Here is a 16,961-nt window from a genome sequence, read left to right on the forward strand (position 1 = left end):
TAATTATGAATTAATAATTATGAATTCTGAATTACGCACCCAGCTGGTAAACCGGCCGACGTGTGCATTTTAGAATTCATAATTATTAATTCATAATTCATAATTCCAACGAAGTGGTAATCACCTTCCTCGGCACGGGCACGTCGCAGGGCGTACCCGTAATCGGGTGCGCCTGTCCGGTGTGCAGTTCGCTCGATTTCCGCGACCAGCGCCTGCGCGTGTCGGTGCACCTGCAGGTGCAGGGCCGCAGCATCATCATCGACTCGGGTCCCGATTTCCGGCAGCAAGTGCTTCGCGCCCGCATCGACCACCTCGATGCCCTCGTGTTTACCCACGAGCACAAGGACCACACGGCCGGCATGGACGACATTCGGGCCTACAACTTCAAGCAGCAGCAGGATATGCCCGTGTACGCCGAGCCGCGGGTGCTGGAGCAGCTTAAGCGCGAGTACGCCTACATTTTCGCCGAGAAACGCTACCCGGGCGTGCCCCAGGTGCAAACCTTTCCCATTCTCAGCGACACTGCCAGCTTCGAGGTAGAAGGCATCGAGTTCCAGCCCATTCGGGCGCTGCACTACAAGCTGCCGGTGCTGGGCTTTCGGGTGGGCAATTTCAGCTACGTAACCGACGCCAACCACCTCTCGCCCGAGTCGCGGGAGCGGCTGCGCGGCTCCGAAGTCTTGGTGCTGAACGCCCTGCGCCACGAGCCCCATATTTCGCATTTTTCCCTCGCCGAAGCGTTAGAGGTTATTGCCGATGTACAGCCCAAACGAGCCTACCTAACGCACATCAGCCACTTGCTGGGCAAGCACCGCGAGGTGGAAGCCACGCTGCCGCATAACGTGTTCTTGGGCTACGACGGACTGCGGCTGGAGGTGTAAATTCTCTACCGATTGGTCTTGGCTACCCGAAAGCGGAGGGCAAAATCGGCGCGGTGTGGCATTTCCCGAACGGCCAGTTTCCGCGTTACCGACCACCCGGCATAGGTAAGCAAATACCGACGGCCGTTGGCAACCACACTGGTGGTATCGAGCCACGCGGGCGTGTACTCGCGCACCCGGTTAGCGGGCAGCTTCACGCGCCGGGTTTGGCCTTGAGCATCGGTTACATCGAGGCTGGGCCATGCCATGCTGGGCGCAAAACAAGTCACGCCTTCGGGGCAGAAGCTGCAGTCGAGTTCGGCTACCCGCAGCGTCAGCTCGGGCTGCTGGGCGGAGGTTAAGAACGCCTGTTGCCGGTAATGCAGCGTGAAGTCCTGGTCGAAAGGAGCCTCAATGGCTTTGGGTGTTGCATTGGGGTCGGCGGTAGTTTTTTGGCACGATACGAGGCCCATACCAATGGCCATAAACAGTAGCAATGACTTCATAAAGGGCGTGCTAACGTGACGATTACTGCTTTTCGGAGCATGCTTAGGTAGCTGTGAGAGTTCGGCGTGATGCGCAGAAGTTGCATCGGCCAATCGTAATTATTTTGGCAGCTTAGCCATTCTCTCCGTACGCTGCGTTTCTGCTCCCGCTTATGCATAACAACTACTACTTCCTGCGCCAGCTGGCCCCGGCCCTCACCCGCCAGCTGCAAGGCTACCGCGTGGTCACGTGCTTTTCGCAGGAAAAAGACGAGCTGGTTATTGGCCTCACGAACGGCCAGGCCGAGTTCTGGCTGAAGGCCCAGCTGGCCGGGAGCCAGCCGTTGCTGTCGTTGCCCGAAAGCTTCCACCGCGCCCGCCAGAATTCAGTGGATTTACTGCCCGATTTGCTGGGCCGCACCATCGCCACCGTGGGTGTGCTCCCGCACGACCGCGTGCTGCGGTTCCTGTTTCTCGACGGCGCCGGGCTCTGGCTGAAGCTGTTCGGGCCGCGCCCGAACGCCGTGTTCCGCCCCCGCCCCGAGGCGCCCGCCCAGCTGTTTCAGCAGCGCGTAACCGACGATGCCACGCTCGGTCAGGGGCCGCCCGCCGTGGCGCCCACGCAGGAGGAGCTGGCCGCCCATCCCGATCCGGTCCGGCTGTTTCCCACCTTCGGCGACGTGCCCCGGCACTGGCTCCGTGACCACGGCTACGAGGCCGCCGCGCAACCCCAGCGGCTGCGGCTGGTGCATCAGGTGCTGGCGTTGCTGGAAACCCCGGCCGCTTTTTACGTTGTGCAGCACGAGGGCCGCACGCGCCTGACGTTGCTGCCCGTGGGTGACGTGGAGCAAACCCTGCCGCCCGACCCCATAGCAGCCCTGCGCGCGTTTGTGCCGCTGCTGCTAGGCCGCCGCGCCTACGAAACCGAGCTGCGGCAGCTACGTCAAACCCTGGATAAGCGCGCCGACGAAGCCACTACCAGCGCCGCCCACGCCCGCAAGCGCTTGTACGCCCTGGAGCACGGTGCGAGCTACCGCCAAACCGCCGACCTGATCATGGCCAACCTGCACCAGATTCCGGCCGGCGCGGCGCAGGTAGAGGTGCTGGATTTTTACAATGCCGACCAGCCGCGCCTAATTAAGTTGAAAGCCACCGAAACGCCCCAGCGCACGGCTCAGAACCTGTACCGCAAGGCCAAAAACCAGCAACTGGAAACCCGCGAGCTTACCGAGCGCGCCGACCGCCGCGAAACCGAGGCCTTGTGGTGCCTGGAGCGACTGGAAGAATTGCCCGCCCTGCAAGACCTGCGCAGCCTGCGCGCCTGGCGCAAGCAGCACGGCCTCGACCCCGCCACACAGGCCAAAGCCGCCACGGAATTACCCTTCAAAGTTTTCGAGGACGGCGGCTTTACCATTCTGGTTGGCCGTAACGCCCAGAATAACGACTTGCTCACCCAGCGCTACGCTCACAAAGACGACCTCTGGCTGCACGCCAAGGATGTAACCGGCTCGCACGTGGTTATTAAGCAGCGCCCCGGCCACGCCGTACCCGAGGCCGTGGTGGAGCGCGCCGCCCAGCTGGCGGCCTGGTACTCGCGCCGCCAGAATGATTCGCTGTGCCCCGTTACCGTTACGCCCAAGAAATTCGTGCGCAAGCCCAAAGGCGCCATTGCCGGGCAGGTAGTGGTGGAGCGCGAGCGGGTGGTGCTGGTGGTACCGGCCAATCCGTTTGAGCGGGTGTAGCGGCAGTACGCCAAGCTCTCCTCCTGTTCGAAGCGTAGGTCAAGCCTAGCCAGGAAAACTGTGGTTGCTGACGCTTAGAAACAACCCAAACGTAAAGAACCGTCATGTCGAGCATGTCGAGACATCTCGCGTGCTGACGCCGGATAGCGTACACTCCCCTCTCCACGATGTCGCGCATCAAGCGAGGTGGGCCGGGGGTGAGGTTCCAACGACGCGAGCGAGATGTCTCGGTCCCTTGCTTGATGCGCAACATGCTCGACATGACGGTCTTTTCCAGTGACTCCACCGAAAAGCAAAAACGGCCGGCTCCTGTGCAGGAACCGGCCGTTTGGTAGTACGTGCGCACGGGGAGAGTCGAACTCCCACACCCGAAGGCACCACCCCCTCAAGATGGCGTGTCTACCAATTTCACCACGTGCGCGAAACTCGGAAGAAACGACGCCGCTGGGACGTCCCTCCGCCGTCGAGGGCGGCGAAGTGGCGACAAAAGTAGGACTTCGGTTTCGTAGCTGCAAGCACTGGCAATAGCTTTTCGCGTGCTGTTGGGCTAGGCGCAAGGGTTTCAGGCACTAATGTTGCCTTGGCGGGCAACTTTCGTTTCGATTTTGCCATTTGCAGCGGCTTGCCGGTCGCCTCCACCCTACCACACATGACTACCAAAGAAGCTTTTCAGCATATTTCCCGCAGCCCGGCCCGCGGCACCCGCTTGCAACAGGTGGCCCAGGGCATTACCCAGTGGTCGGGCTCGTCGTGGGCGTTTGGACTGGCCCTGACGACGGTTCTGGTATGGGCTGTTTCGGGGCCGTTCTTCCGGTTTTCGGCCACGTGGCAGCTCGTCATCAACACCGGAACCACCATTGTTACGTTTCTGATGGTGTTTCTTATTCAGCGGGCCCAAAACAAGGACTCCCTGGTGCTGCACCTCAAGCTCAATGAGTTGATTGCGGTAACCAAAGGCGCCAGCAACCGCCTGATTAACGCCCAGGACTTCACCGAAGAGGAAATTGCCCTGCTACACAGCTTTTACTGCCTGCTAGCCGAAAAAGCCCAGAAGGATAACGACCTCGGCAAAACCCATTCGGTGGAAGAAGCCGAAGAAAACCACGCCGAGAAACGCCACCAACACTGGGCATAATGCCCCATGAGGACTGCTCTGCATTAAAACGGACTGGCCTTACCCACCCACAACGTAAAAGGGCCGCATCCTAACCGGATGCGGCCCTTTTGCATTTGGTATTCGATGAATTTCGGTGGGTGCTACGAGCGCACCAGCGGGGTATCCACGAGGTGCTCGGAGAGAAACCACACCTGCATTTCGTTGGTGCGCACCAGCTCACTTACGATCAGGTCGTTCGTGCCGTCGTCGCCGGCATCGTCGGCCCGGCTGGCGTAGTCGTGGCACTGCTTGAGGATGATTTCGTGAGCCTGCAACAGGCGCGACACCTGCACCGGCGCTTCTTCCCGGTCGCGGGGCGGGCGTGGCACGTTGGTGGCTTCGGCCACGTCGGCGCCCATAGCCAGGGCAATACCGCCCAGGATCTGGATGCGCTCGGCAACACTATCCACCAGCTCGCTTTGCTCTTCGTAGTGCTTGTCGTAGAGCAGGTGCAGCTGGTAGAACGTGGGCCCCACTACCTGCCAGTGGTGCTTTTTGTACATGTCGCGCAGGCAGATGGTATCGGCCAGCAGTTGGTTGAGCATTTCTACGCTTTGCAGGCGCACCTGCTCGTTCAGGCCAATGGGCAGGCGCTGCGATACGGTGCCGAAGCGCTGCAGGGCACGGGGGGCGTTTTCCTGTTGGTTGAGAATGGGCTGAACGGCCGAGGCGGCACGGCGGGCCGGTACGGCAGAATCGTCCTGGGCCGCCGATTTGCCATTGGCAGCGGCGCCCTTGGAGGCAGTGCTTGCTTTGGAGGTAGACGACGACGCGGCTTTCGGAGCAGAAGCCTTGCTGGCGGCGGGATTCTTGCCGGTTGCTTTGGTTGCCATGGTGTGGAAGTAGTAGATACGAAGCGGAGCCTGACCTTGACCGGCCGGCTCCGGGGCCAGCAGTTGGCCCATGACTCGGCATACGCCGGGGGAAGGCCGCGGGTTGGCATTGGGCGCTATATTTAGCCTTCGCCGCTTTACTTCCATGACGCCCCACCACCAGCATCCGCACCCCGAAGAGCACCTGACCAGCTCGGCGCTGCTGCAGGACATTGTCATTGGCCTGGCCGATGGCCTGACGGTACCCTTCGCGCTGGCTGCCGGCCTGAGCGGGGCCGTCGATTCGTCGTCGTTGGTAATTACGGCGGGGCTGGCCGAAATCGTGGCCGGGTCCATTGCCATGGGCCTGGGCGGCTACCTGGCCGGCCGCACCGAGCTCGACCACTACGCCGCCGAGCTGCGCCGCGAGTTTCGCGAGGTAGACGAAGTGCCCCACGTGGAGCGCGCCGAAGTGCAGGAGCTGCTGGCCGACATGGGCCTCTCGCCTGCCACCCAGGAGCTGGCCATGCGGGAGCTCACCGCCGACCGCGACCAGTGGGTGAAGTTCATGATGAAGTACGAGCTGGGCCTGGAGGAGCCCGACCCGCGCCGCGCCCGCAACAGCGCGGCCACCATTGGGCTGGCGTACGCCGTGGGAGGCCTGATTCCGTTAACGGCTTACTTTTTCACCGCCACCCCGGCCGAGGGACTGGTTTGGTCGGCCGTAATTACCCTGCTGTGCCTGCTGGTTTTCGGCTATTTCAAAAGCCGGCAAACCGGTCAGCCCCCGGTGGCGGGCGCCCTGAAAATGGCCGGCATTGGCGCGCTGGCAGCCGCCGCGGCTTTCGCGGTAGCAAAGCTGGTAGGCGGTTAAGCTGTTTGTTTTATGTTGTTCGTTTTTCGTTGTTAGACCGACCCTTAAGCGGAGCTGACAACGAGCAACTTACAGCGGTTTTCAGATCGGTATACGGGCCGCGCTGCCGTTGGACCCCACCCCCGTCCCCTCCCCAAAGGAGAGGGGTGCCAGCCATCAGCAACGATGTCGTTGTTTAGCAGAACGCACCCCTCTCCTTTTGGGGAGGGGACGGGGGTGGGGTCCTCTACCTCGCTGAAAGGAAGAATTTCAAGGCACACGCAGCACCGCCACCAACGGGCTTCGCCACGCATTCTGCTTCTAATGGAACCAGCTTGCCGGGCGCAGCCTTACTTTGCAGCACCTTACCCGCTACGCATGGCCTTTCCCTTCTTCGGCGACGATAAATCTGTAATTGCCCGCTTGCTGGCTACCCTGCCGCAAACCGGCCGCGTGGAGTGGATTGGCGTACGGCCAAAGCGCCGGGAGCCGCTGCTGGCCGTGCCGGAAGTAGAAGTGCTAACCGATGCCCACCTGGTGGGCGACCACGCCCGCATTAAGCCCGGCGGCAAGCGGCAGGTAACGCTGGTGCAGCACGAGCACCTGGCGGCCGTGGCCGGTTTTCTGGCCTTGTCCGAACCCGTAGACCCCGCCCGCTTGCGGCGCAACCTGGTTATCAGCGGCCTGAACTTGCTGGCCCTCAAGAACCGGCAGGTGCGCCTCGGCGACGAGGTGGTGCTGGAAATTACCGGCGAGTGTCATCCTTGTTCGCGCATGGAGGAAGAGCTGGGAGCCGGCGGCTACAACGCCATGCGCGGGCACGGCGGCCTCACGGCCCGCATTGTGCAGGGCGGCACTTTGCGGGTGGGCGACGCGGTGCGGGTGGTTGCAGTGGAGACCAACGCGGCACCGGCGCCCGGGGCGAGAAGCTAACTACCAGCCGCACGCGGCCTTTGCCGCTGGCTTGCCGGCCCGGCCGCCCGGCGTAAACCGCAGAAACGGCCGTGCCAACCGTGAAAGGCTTACCTTGGGTTTTTCACCCGAATTTCCGGCCGCTGCTTTTCGGGTCGGTTGTTGCGTCAGCCGCTTTTATGCCAGCCCCCTCCACGCCTGTGCCCGAGCAAAACGCTCTGGAAGCGGAACTCCAGACCCTGCGCGCCGAAAACGCTCGTTTAAAAGCTGCTCCGCCCGCACCCGCCGCCACCGAGCAAAGCCAACTGCGTTTCCGCACGGTATTCGAGAATTCCCCGCTGGGCCAGAAAATTATCGACCCCGACTTGACCATTCGGCAGGCCAACCGGGCACTGGCCCTGATGCTGGGCCTCGGGCAGCCCGAGGAGCTGGTGGGGCGACGCATCATGGAATTTGCCCACCCCGCCCACCTCGCCGACTGGACCAATCTCCAGGAACGCCTGTGGGCCCACAAGGAGCCCAATTTTCAGCTTGAAACCTGTTTGGTACGGCCCGATGGCAGCTCGTTCTGGTGCCAGGTAACCTCGGTGCTTTTCCCCGACGACGGCGCCGAGCTGGGCTATACCACCCTGGAGGATATTTCCGAGCGCAAAAAACTGGAAGCAATTCACAAGCGCCTCTACGACGCCCAGGAAACCATTCTGCACCTGGCCGCGCACGATTTAAAAAGCCCTATCAGCAACATTAAGCTGATGGTGGACCTGCTCCAGCGCGACCAGGCGCTGCAAGGCCTGGAGCCGGCCGAAGACCTGGCTTCCATTAACCAGCTTCTGGAGCTCATTGAGCAGGCCTGCGACGAAACCAGCATTACCCTGCAGGACCTGCTGTACCTGGGCCAGCTGGAATCGACCAAGCTGCAAAAGCACCGCACCGACCTGGGCGCCTACCTCGACGAGCGGCTGGTGGTATTTCAGGTGGTGGCCAAGGACAAGGGCATCGACATGGAGCTGGATTTACCCAAGGAGCCGCTGTACGCCAACATCCACGCCGATAAATTCGGGCGCATCCTGGATAACCTGCTCACCAACGCCATGAACTTCACACCCGCCGGCGGCCGTATTTGCGTGCGCCTGCAGCCGCACGAAGGCCACGTGCGGCTGGTGGTGCAGGACACCGGCCTGGGCATTCCCGAAGAGCTGCAGGGCCGGGTGTTCGACAAGTTCAGCACTGCCTCCCGCTCCGGCCTCTACGGCGACACCACTACCGGCCTGGGCCTGTTTATTACCAAGCAGATTGTGGAGCTCCACGAGGGCAAAATCTGGCTGGAAAGCAAAGAGCAGGAAGGCACCACGTTTTTCATTGACCTGACGTAGGGCAACACTTACGGCCCTTACCTCCGGCCCCTGCCATAGCCTCTGCCTTGTGACCCTCACCCGTGGGCCTCACCCCCGGCCCCTACCTCGCTTGATGCGCGACATCGTGGAGAGGGGAGCCTGACGAAACAAGACCTCGGCTTACCAGCCGAGGTCTTGTCGTATGGGGCAATACCGTCAGTTGGTAGCGGCTTCGAAGGCGCGAGCCGAAGAAGCTGCGCCGGGCAGCGCGTCAGGCTCCCCTCTCCACAGGAGAGGGGCCGGGGGTGTGGCCACGGGAGAGGGTGATTGTGGCTACAGGGCTGCGGCCCACAGAAAAGCCCCCACCAGCCCCCACGCAACCCGTATTTCCCCCTATCTTCCCACCCTAATTCTTAATTCTCAATTCTTAATTCATAATTGAATTGACCTACCCCGACTTCGCCGCCCGTTGGCAGAAATCCGGCGGCGCCGAGCGCGCCAACTACGGCCTCTTCCTGCAAGACCTCTGCGACCTGCTGGGCGTGCCCAAGCCCGACCCGACCACCGACACTGCCTCCCAGGACCAGTAAGTGCTGGAGCGCGCCGTTACCTTCAACGACGGCCCCAAAAAGAGCACCGGCCGCATCGACCTCTACAAGCGCGGCTGCTTTATCCTGGAAACCAAGCAGGGCACCGACTCGCCCGACTCCCAGCAAAAGGCCGAAAAAGCCGACCGCGCCGAGCTGGGCCTGGCCGCCGAGAAGCGCCGCAAGGGCCACGCCCTGCGCGGCTCCGTGAAGTGGGAGCAGATGATGCAGGCCGCCCGCCAGCAGGCCCTGGGCTACGTGCGCGCCCTGCCCCCGGACGAGCCCCGGCCCCTGTTCGTGCTGGTGGTGGACGTGGGCTACTGCATTGACGTGTACTCGAACTTCGCCGGGGTCGGCGACTCCTTCGTGCCCTTCCCCGACCAGGCCCGGTTCCGGCTGCCGCTGTCGGCGCTGGCCGACGAGGGCACGCGCACGCTGCTGCGCGGCATCTGGCTGGAGCCCCGCGAGCTGGACCCCTCGCGCCGCGCCGCCCGCGTCACGCGGGAGCTGGCCGGCTACCTGGCCGGCGTGAGTGCCCAGCTGGAGCGGGCCGGGCACGCGCCCGAAGTGGTGGCCCAGTTCCTGATGCGCTGCCTGTTCACCATGTTCTCCGAGGACGTGGGGCTGATTCCCAAAACCTCCTTCACGGGCATGCTGCGCACCTACTCCACGCCCGAGATGCGCGAGTTTCTGCCCGATGCCCTCAGCGGCCTGTGGCACACCATGGACACCGGCGGCTTCTCGCCCGACCTCAAGGCCCGCCTGCGCCGCTTCAATGGCAAGCTTTTCCACGACGCCACCGCCCTGCCCCTCACCCCCGACCAGATGGCCCTGCTGCTCAAAGCCGCCGAAGCCGACTGGACCGAGGTGGAGCCCGCCATCTTCGGCACCCTGCTCGAGCGGGCCCTCGACCCCAAGGTGCGCCACAGCCTGGGCGCCCACTACACCCCGCGCCGCTACGTGGAGCGCCTGGTGCTGCCCACCGTGCTCGAACCCCTGCGCCGGGAGTGGACGGCCGCCCAGGCCGCCAGCGCCCGCCGCCTCGACGAAGGCCAGCCCCGCGAGGCCCGCCAGGAGCTGGTGCGCTTCCTCACCCGCCTCACCTCGCTGCGCATCCTCGACCCGGCCTGCGGCTCCGGCAACTTCCTCTACGTCACGCTCGAGCACCTCAAGCGGCTGGAGGGCGAGGTGCTGGCCGCCATCAACGCCTTCGGGCAAACCGGCCTGCTCGACCTCGGCGGGGGCACCACCGTGAGCCCGCGGCAGCTGCTGGGCCTGGAGCTGAACCCGCGCGCCGCCGCCATTGCCGACGTGGTGCTGCGCATTGGCTACCTGCAATGGCACCTGCGCACCCACGGCATCACCCAGCTCTCCGAGCCCCTGCTCGATGAGTACCAGAACATCCGCCAGCAGGACGCCGCCCTGCGCCACGACGCGCCCACGCCCCGCCTCGACGCCCACGGCCAGCCCGTGACCCGCTGGAACGGCACCACCCGCCCCCACCCCGCGACAGGACAGCCCGTGCCCGACGAAACCGCCCGCACGCCCGTGCTGGACTACCCCAACCCTCAGCCCGCCGAGTGGCCCGAAGCTGATTTCATCGTGGGCAATCCGCCGTTTGTGGGAGACAAGCGAATGAAGGAATTACTAGGTGTTGGCTACGTTGACGCATTACGAAAAGCTTACAGAGGCAGAGTTCCTGAATCAGCCGATTTTGTAATGTATTGGTGGGATAATGCGGCTGAATTAGTGCGCTTAGGCAAAACAGAACAATTTGGGTTTATCACTACAAACTCAATATCGATGACTTTCAATAGGCGTGTTGTTCAACGTCATATTGAAGATGAAAAGGCACCACTTTCTATTGTCTATGCTATACCTGACCATCCTTGGGTGGATTCAGTTGATGGAGCAGCGGTGCGAGTTGCTATGACAACAGCACAAGCTGGTAGCACTACTGGTTTGCTGGCAAGGGTAACGAAAGAAACACCTGCAAAAGATGATGCGCTGGACGTTGAAGTAACTTCATTTAGTGGTGAAATAAACGCTGACCTGACCATCGGTGCAGATGTTGATTCCGTGGAGGTGTTAAAATCGAATAAGAACCTTTCAAATGGAGGCGTCGGAATTTATGGCTCTGGCTTCCTAGTTACTCCCGCTAAAGCAGCTAAGCTAGGCTTGGGCACTATTGATGGTTTGGAAGCTAGAATACGGCCGTTTCTGAATGGGCGTGACTTGACGCAGAAATCCAGGGGGCTACTCGCGGTTGATATGTACGGTCTGCAACCTGCTCAGCTACTAGAGCAATACCCACAGGTTTACCAACACATATTAGAAACTGTCAAACCCGAAAGAGACCAAAACAATAGGACCTCTCGACGGGAAAAGTGGTGGATTTTCGGCGAACCAAATCCAAAACTGCGCGATATGACGACTAACATAAGTCGTTATATTTCAACAGTTTACACATCTAGGCACAGGATTTTTTCTTTCTTGCCTGCGGACACAATTCCTGACTCGACCATTGTGGTAATTGCGTTGGAGGACGCCTACAGTCTTGGTGTACTTTCAAGCAGATTTCATGAAATTTGGGCTCTAGCACTGGGTAGCACTTTAGAGGACAGACCTCGCTACAATAACTCCCGCTGCTTCGACCCATTCCCCTTCCCCGCCGCCACGCCCGCGCAGCAGGCCCGCATCCGCGAGCTGGCCGAACAGCTCGACGCCCACCGCAAGCGCCAGCAGGCCCAACACCCCACGCTCACCCTCACCGACCTCTACAACGTGGTGGAGAAGCTGCGCGCCAATCAGCCCCTCACGCCCAAAGACCAGACCGTGAATCAGCAGGGCCTCGCCTCCGTGGTCCTCAGCCTCCACCAGCAGCTCGACGCCGCCGTAGCCGAGGCCTACGGCTGGCCCCCCGCCCTGCCCGACGCCGAGATTCTGACGCGCCTCGTGCGCCTCAACCACGAGCGCGCCCGCGAGGAGCAGGCCGGCCACGTCCGCTACCTGCGCCCCGCCTACCAGGCCCCCGACCAGCAGCAAGCCGTCCTGGCCCTGCCCACGGAAGCCAGCAATACCAAGTCGTCCGGCTCCCCCTCTCTTTTGGAGAGGGGGTCGGGGGGTGAGGTATGGCCCACCGAGCTGGCCCCGCAAATGCAGGCCCTGCGCGACGCCCTCCAGCAAGCCGCCCAGCCCCAAACCGCCGCCCAGGTAGCCGCCCGCTTCAAGCGCCTCAAACCCGAAAAAGTGGAGCCGCTACTAGCCACCCTGGCCGCCCTGGCCCTGGTGCGCCAAACCCCGGAAGGCGCCTATGTAGCCTAGCCGAACAACCAGCTCCCCTCCTCAGACGAGGAGGGGATGTTGCCGCTTTAGCGGCGACGGGGGTGGTTGACCGCCGCCCGCGCCGTTTGTCCCATTGCTCATCCTTCTTTTCTTGCTTATGCCCTTATCTACTCTGCTTTCCCGACTCACGTGCCTGCTTGCGGCGGCGGGGCTCAGCTTCGCGGTCCAGGCCCAAACGGCCCCGTCCTGGCTGGGTGCCACCGCCCTGGGCAGCGGCCCCAATTTCACCGGTGCCGCCGTTGTCGATGCGGCCGGCAACACCTACGAAGTAAGCGCCTTCAACGCCCCCACCCTCAGCCTGGGTGGCACCACCCTCACCAACGAGGGCAGCAACAACTCCACCGACGCCATTCTGGCCAAGTACACGCCCGCCGGCACGCTGGCCTGGGTGCGCCAGATTGGCTCGGCCGGCTCCGAATCGGCCCTGGGCGTGGCGCTTGATGCGGCCGGCAATGCGTATGTCGTCGGCGACTTCGGCGGCAACATTGACCTTGGCAACGGGGTTCAGCTTAACACAGGCAGCGCTACCAACGCCCGCCGGTTCTTTGTGGCTCGCTACTCGCCCCAGGGCACGGCCACCTGGGCCCAGCAAAGCACCACCTCAGCGGTGGGTGGCGGAGTTGGTGTTGATGCCGCCGGTAACGTGTGGGTGGGCGGGTATTATTCCACTTCGCTGACCATTGGCTCGGCTTCCATCAGTTCGACTTCCCCGGGCCGGCCGGGCACTTTCCTGGCCCGCTTTGCTGCCAGCACCGGTGCCTTACAGTCGCTCTACAAAGCGTTTGAATACGGGCCGGCTTCGGGTTCAGCCGCTTATTATTACCCGACCCTGGCCGTAGCGCCTAGCGGCGAAACGTACTTGATCAACGACTTCAACCAACCCGCCGTCTTCAGCGGCACCAGCCTCACGAGCCGCGGCGGCATGGATGTTCTGGTGGCCAAATACAGCGCCCAGGGCACGTTTGAGTGGGCACAGCAGCTTGGCGGCCCGGGCGATGAGCGCGGCCGCGCCGGCACCTGCGACGCCACCGGGCACCTCTACCTCGCGGGTTTTTTCGCGGGTTCGGCCGCGGCCGGCACCACTCCCCTGACCAGCGCCGGCGACGTCGACGGCGTGCTGCTGAAATATTCGCCGCAGGGCTCTTTGCAATGGGCCCAGACCAGCGGCGGCCCCGGCCCCGACGCCCTTGGCTACGTGGCGCTCGACGCAGCCGGTAACCCGTATGTGGTAGGTAACTTCAGCGGCACCGCCCGCTTCGGCACGGCCACCCTCACCAGCGCCGGCGACCGGGATATGAGCGTGGCGGCTTACACCGCCCAGGGCCAGCTGCGCTGGCTGCAGCAGGCCGGTGGCCCCGGCTTTGATTCGGGCAGCTACCTCGGCCTGGATGCCCGGGGTGACGTCTTCGTCCGGGGTGCATTTGCGGGTACCTGTGCCTTCGGCCCCATTAACCTCGCCTCCGCGCTGCCCCGGGAAGTTTTTGTAGCCCGCCTGGGCAACAGCGCCCTGGCCACCAAGCCAAGCAGCCCCACGGCCCTGGCCTTCTACCCCAACCCCGCCCACGCCGAGCTGCACCTACCCGCCCTGCCCGCCGGCACCCGCCTGCACGTGCTCGACGCGCTGGGCCGCACCGTGCGCGAGACCCAAGTGACGGGCGCCGCCCCGGTATCCGTGCGCGGGCTGCGGCCGGGCCTCTACACCCTGCGTGCCATCGACGCCCAGGGCCGCTCTTATACCGGCCGCGTGCGGGTGGAGTAGCCCCGGCCGCCGAAGCCACCGCCGAAACCCAACGCCACTTCCCGGACCGGGAAGTGGCGTTTTTTCTGTCGCTTTGCCGCGTTTCTCCGCCGCACGGCCCTTTTGCTTACCGTTTTTTTACCTCCCCGAAAACGGTAAGCAAAAGCCTTTCTATTTTGCTTACCGTTTTTAGAGCCTCGGAAAAACGGTAAGCAAATTTCTGCGCCATGCCCACCCCCGCCGCCCCGCCCTTGTCGCCCAACCTGCTTCGCCGGCTGCGGGCGTGGTTTGGGCTGAGCCTGACCGAGCTGGGCGCCTGCCTGGGCCTGAGCAAAGCCATGACCTTGCAGGTAGAGCAGGGCCTGCGCGGCCTGCCCCTGCACGCCGAGCTGCCCCGGCTGGCCCTCGATCTGGCCCAGCAGGCCACCCCCGCCGCGCCCGCGCCCGAGCCCCCCGATGCCGCCGCCCTGCGCCGCCACCAGCGCGCCTGTGAGCTGCGCGCCGATGCTCTGGCCCACCGGCTGGCCGCCCTGCCCGAGCGCGCTACCTGGGCCCGGCGGCGGCTGGCGGCCCTGCCCACCATTGCAGCCACCCTTGCGGCTGCCGGTGCGCCCCCCGCCCCCTGGCCCGAGCCGTTTGCGGCCGGGGCCCGCGCCGAGCTAACCCGCAGCGGCAGCACCGCCCAGGCCCTGCTGCAAGCGCGCCTGGCCGGGCTGCGGGCCGAGGCCGCCGAAGTAGCCCGGCTGCTGCCCGCCGCCGACGCCTAGCGCCCGACCGAAGCCAGCAGACAGCCCAAGAGCGCGGGGTTGGCCCACGGGTTCAGCCCAGGCATAGCCCCGAAAACCCTTGCGCACTTGTTAGAAGCAGTTCTCAGGTTTGAGGACCCCACCCCCGTCCCCTCCCCCGTAGGGAGGGGTGCGTTCTGACAGTTTTGTCGTCTGGCACCCCTCCCTACGGGGGAGGGGACGGGGGTGGGGTCCGACGGCAACGCGGCCCGTGCACCAGCCTAAGAAATGCTCTAAACAGCTGCTTACAGCGGTTCCCCGGTTCGTGGCCCCCAATGGATACCGTACTCTCTTTTGGATGTCGCGCATCAAACGAGGTGGGCCAGTGGGGTCGAACGACAACTGCCGGGGGCGCCTGGAATCCCGGGCGGGGGCCTGGCGCTGAACCGACCCTTTTTCCGGTGGCAGGTATTTTTTACTGTCGAGCTTACGTGTATGTTAGGGCCACGGTACGGGCCGCTATTCTTCTACTATTATTTCTCTCAACATCATGGCATTTTCAGTTAACCTCCTCACGACCGTCGCCCAGTGCGACCAACTGCTCGCCGACAAGCAGCGCGAGCGAACCGGTTTGGTCAACCGGCTCAACAACCTCACTTTTCAGCTGGCCAACTGGGACACCGTAACCACCGCGCAAGCCGAGCTGACGGCCACCCAGGCCCTGATTGCGGGCCTCTCGCCGGTGGTGGCGGCCCTGCCCGAAGGCGACGACAAGCGCCGCAACCAAAATCAGCTCAACCGCTACGAAACCCGCGTTAACAACCTTGTGAGCAAGGTGGAAAACTACGGCCCCGAGGCCCGGCTGGAACGCGAGCTGGACCGCGACGAAGCCACCTCCGACATTGCCGTGCTCGACACCTTTATTGAGGCCGTAACCACGCGCCGCGCCGCACTGTAATTCGTTGTTGTTCGGCGGCCCGGCCGGGCCTCCTTCCCCGCCGGAAGGAGGCTTTTTTATGCCCGGCGCCCCGGCGGCGCGTGTTTACCGAAGAATAGCAGTTGTGCGATATCCGCCGGACGGGCTACCTTTGGGTTGGGCGGCTCTGCCCTCCTTCCTACCCTTGCGTATGCCCCACTTCTCCACCTCTTTGCAGGCTGCTCTCATCGGCCTGAGCCTGCTGCCCGCTACCGCCCTGGCCCAAGCCCCCGACAAGCTCGTGGACGTGAAAACCGCCGCCGGCGTGTCGCGCTTCAGCGTCGACGTGAACGGCGGCCTGCTGGGCGGCGGCGAGTTCAGCGGCTTTTCCGCTCTGGCCATTCCCGCCGAAGGCAGCGGCACCCGCCTCATGTGGTACCCGGACAAAGCCGCCTTCCGCGCCGGCTCGATTAACGGCACCCAGTGGGACGACGCGAACATCGGCCTGTACTCCATGGCGTTAGGCGGCAACGTGCGGGCCAGCGGGGACTACGCCTTTGCCAGCGGCAACTCCACCGCGGCGGTCAACGTCGGCTCCACCGCCATGGGGCAGTACTGCACGGCCTCGGGCGCGGCCTCGGTGGCGTTGGGCAACTACGCCCACACCAACACCCGCCAGGGCAGCTTTGTGTTTGCCGACCGCTCGGTGGTAGACGACGGGAATAGCCTTTCCGACGAGTCGTTCCGGGCTCCCAACAACCACTCCGCTTTCTGGCGCGTGACGGGCGGCTTTCGCGTGGTGACGGGTGGCACCGGCAACACCTTCGGATACGACGCTACCCGAGGCGTGAGCATACTGCCCGCCTCCACCATTCTCGGCAGCAGCACCACCAACTGGGGGCAGTCCACCGCCCTGATTGCCACCTCCAGCGGCGCCTACCTCTCCGACGGCGGCGTATGGACCAACGCCTCCGACCGTAACAGAAAAAACCGCATCGAGCCCGTTTCGGGCGAAGACGTGCTGCGCCGCCTGCGCCAGGTGCCCATTACGCGCTGGAGCTACAAGACCGACCCCGCCACCGTGCGCCACCTCGGCCCCATGGCCCAGGACTTCCGCCGCGCCTTTGGCCTGGGCCAGGACAGCGTGAGCATCGGCACCGTGGACGCCGACGGCGTGGCCCTGGCCGGCGTGCAAGCCCTGGATGCCCGCACCCAAACCCAGGGTGCCCAGCTGGCCGCGCTTCAAGCCGAAAACCAAGCCCTGCGCGCCCGCCTCGCGGCCCTGGAGCAACGCTCGGTGGCGGCGGCCACCAGCCCGTGGAGCGGCGCCAGCCTGCCGGTGGCGGCGCTGCTGCTGGCCAGCGTGGGCGTGGGTGCATTCTTCGTGCGCCGCTCGTAACCCTGGCGCAGTCGGCGGCCGTTTCCCGTTTCTGCTTTTCCTGCCGCCGTCCGGACTTTTCCGGGCGGCGGTTTTTTTGTACCCAGCCGGGATGTTA

At 63.8% G+C, this 16,961-nt stretch carries 14 protein-coding genes and 1 tRNA gene; 12 read left to right on the plus strand and 3 right to left on the minus strand.

The annotated features are described in order from the left end of the window. The first annotated feature begins 113 nt into the window (after positions 1-113). The gene (locus ABD903_RS11980; protein ID WP_345224504.1) at positions 114-881 is read left to right on the plus strand and encodes an MBL fold metallo-hydrolase; all 768 of its coding nucleotides are present in this window, start codon (positions 114-116) and stop codon (positions 879-881) included. 5 nt (positions 882-886) lie between these two features. Here the strand turns inward: ABD903_RS11980 and ABD903_RS11985 are convergent, their stop codons facing one another. Beyond that, positions 887-1,366 carry a hypothetical protein gene (locus tag ABD903_RS11985; protein WP_345224506.1) on the minus strand — a complete coding sequence of 160 codons (480 nt, stop codon included), beginning with the start codon at positions 1,364-1,366 and terminating at the stop codon, positions 887-889. 152 nt (positions 1,367-1,518) lie between these two features. Between ABD903_RS11985 and ABD903_RS11990 the strand changes: the two genes are divergently transcribed. Next, a complete protein-coding gene (locus tag ABD903_RS11990; RefSeq protein WP_345224507.1) occupies positions 1,519-3,087 on the plus strand; it encodes an NFACT RNA binding domain-containing protein in 1,569 nt (522 codons plus the stop codon). Positions 3,088-3,426: 339 nt separating this feature from the next. Here the strand turns inward: ABD903_RS11990 and ABD903_RS11995 are convergent. Continuing rightward, a tRNA-Leu gene (locus ABD903_RS11995) sits at positions 3,427-3,508 on the minus strand. A gap of 228 nt (positions 3,509-3,736) precedes the next feature. Here ABD903_RS11995 and ABD903_RS12000 point away from each other — a divergent pair. Further along, positions 3,737-4,222 (plus strand): low affinity iron permease family protein, encoded by a 486-nt coding sequence (locus tag ABD903_RS12000; RefSeq protein WP_345224509.1) that lies wholly within the window; start codon positions 3,737-3,739, stop codon positions 4,220-4,222. A gap of 122 nt (positions 4,223-4,344) precedes the next feature. Here the strand turns inward: ABD903_RS12000 and ABD903_RS12005 are convergent, their stop codons facing one another. Further along, positions 4,345-5,076, minus strand: a complete 732-nt coding sequence (locus ABD903_RS12005; protein WP_345224511.1) for a Dps family protein — start codon at positions 5,074-5,076, stop codon at positions 4,345-4,347. A 145-nt stretch (positions 5,077-5,221) separates the two neighbouring features. Here ABD903_RS12005 and ABD903_RS12010 point away from each other — a divergent pair, with 145 nt between their 5' ends. The 9 genes from ABD903_RS12010 (at position 5,222) to ABD903_RS12050 (ending at position 16,864) form a co-directional block, all read left to right on the plus strand. After that, entirely contained in the window at positions 5,222-5,929 is a 708-nt protein-coding gene (locus ABD903_RS12010) for a VIT1/CCC1 transporter family protein (RefSeq protein ID WP_345224513.1), read from the plus strand. A gap of 357 nt (positions 5,930-6,286) precedes the next feature. Next, positions 6,287-6,841 (plus strand): MOSC domain-containing protein, encoded by a 555-nt coding sequence (locus tag ABD903_RS12015; RefSeq protein ID WP_345224515.1) that lies wholly within the window; start codon positions 6,287-6,289, stop codon positions 6,839-6,841. 158 nt (positions 6,842-6,999) lie between these two features. Beyond that, complete coding sequence (locus ABD903_RS12020) at positions 7,000-8,193, plus strand: PAS domain-containing sensor histidine kinase (protein WP_345224516.1); 1,194 nt, start codon at positions 7,000-7,002, stop codon at positions 8,191-8,193. Positions 8,194-8,597: 404 nt separating this feature from the next. Next, entirely contained in the window at positions 8,598-8,744 is a 147-nt protein-coding gene (locus tag ABD903_RS12025; RefSeq protein ID WP_345224518.1) for a hypothetical protein, read from the plus strand. Continuing rightward, positions 8,745-12,065 (plus strand): class I SAM-dependent DNA methyltransferase, encoded by a 3,321-nt coding sequence (locus ABD903_RS12030; protein ID WP_345224520.1) that lies wholly within the window; start codon positions 8,745-8,747, stop codon positions 12,063-12,065. Between the two features lie 118 nt (positions 12,066-12,183). Next, on the plus strand, positions 12,184-13,845 hold the full coding sequence (locus tag ABD903_RS12035) for a T9SS type A sorting domain-containing protein (RefSeq protein WP_345224522.1): 1,662 nt from the start codon (positions 12,184-12,186) through the stop codon (positions 13,843-13,845). 206 nt (positions 13,846-14,051) lie between these two features. After that, positions 14,052-14,591, plus strand: a complete 540-nt coding sequence (locus ABD903_RS12040; protein WP_345224523.1) for a hypothetical protein — start codon at positions 14,052-14,054, stop codon at positions 14,589-14,591. A gap of 508 nt (positions 14,592-15,099) precedes the next feature. Then, on the plus strand, positions 15,100-15,507 hold the full coding sequence (locus tag ABD903_RS12045) for a hypothetical protein (protein ID WP_345224525.1): 408 nt from the start codon (positions 15,100-15,102) through the stop codon (positions 15,505-15,507). 169 nt (positions 15,508-15,676) lie between these two features. Further along, entirely contained in the window at positions 15,677-16,864 is a 1,188-nt protein-coding gene (locus ABD903_RS12050; protein WP_345224527.1) for a tail fiber domain-containing protein, read from the plus strand. Positions 16,865-16,961: the final 97 nt, after the last annotated feature.

The sequence above is a fragment of the Hymenobacter koreensis genome (assembly GCF_039541855.1).
Lineage (GTDB): Bacteria > Bacteroidota > Bacteroidia > Cytophagales > Hymenobacteraceae > Solirubrum > Solirubrum koreensis.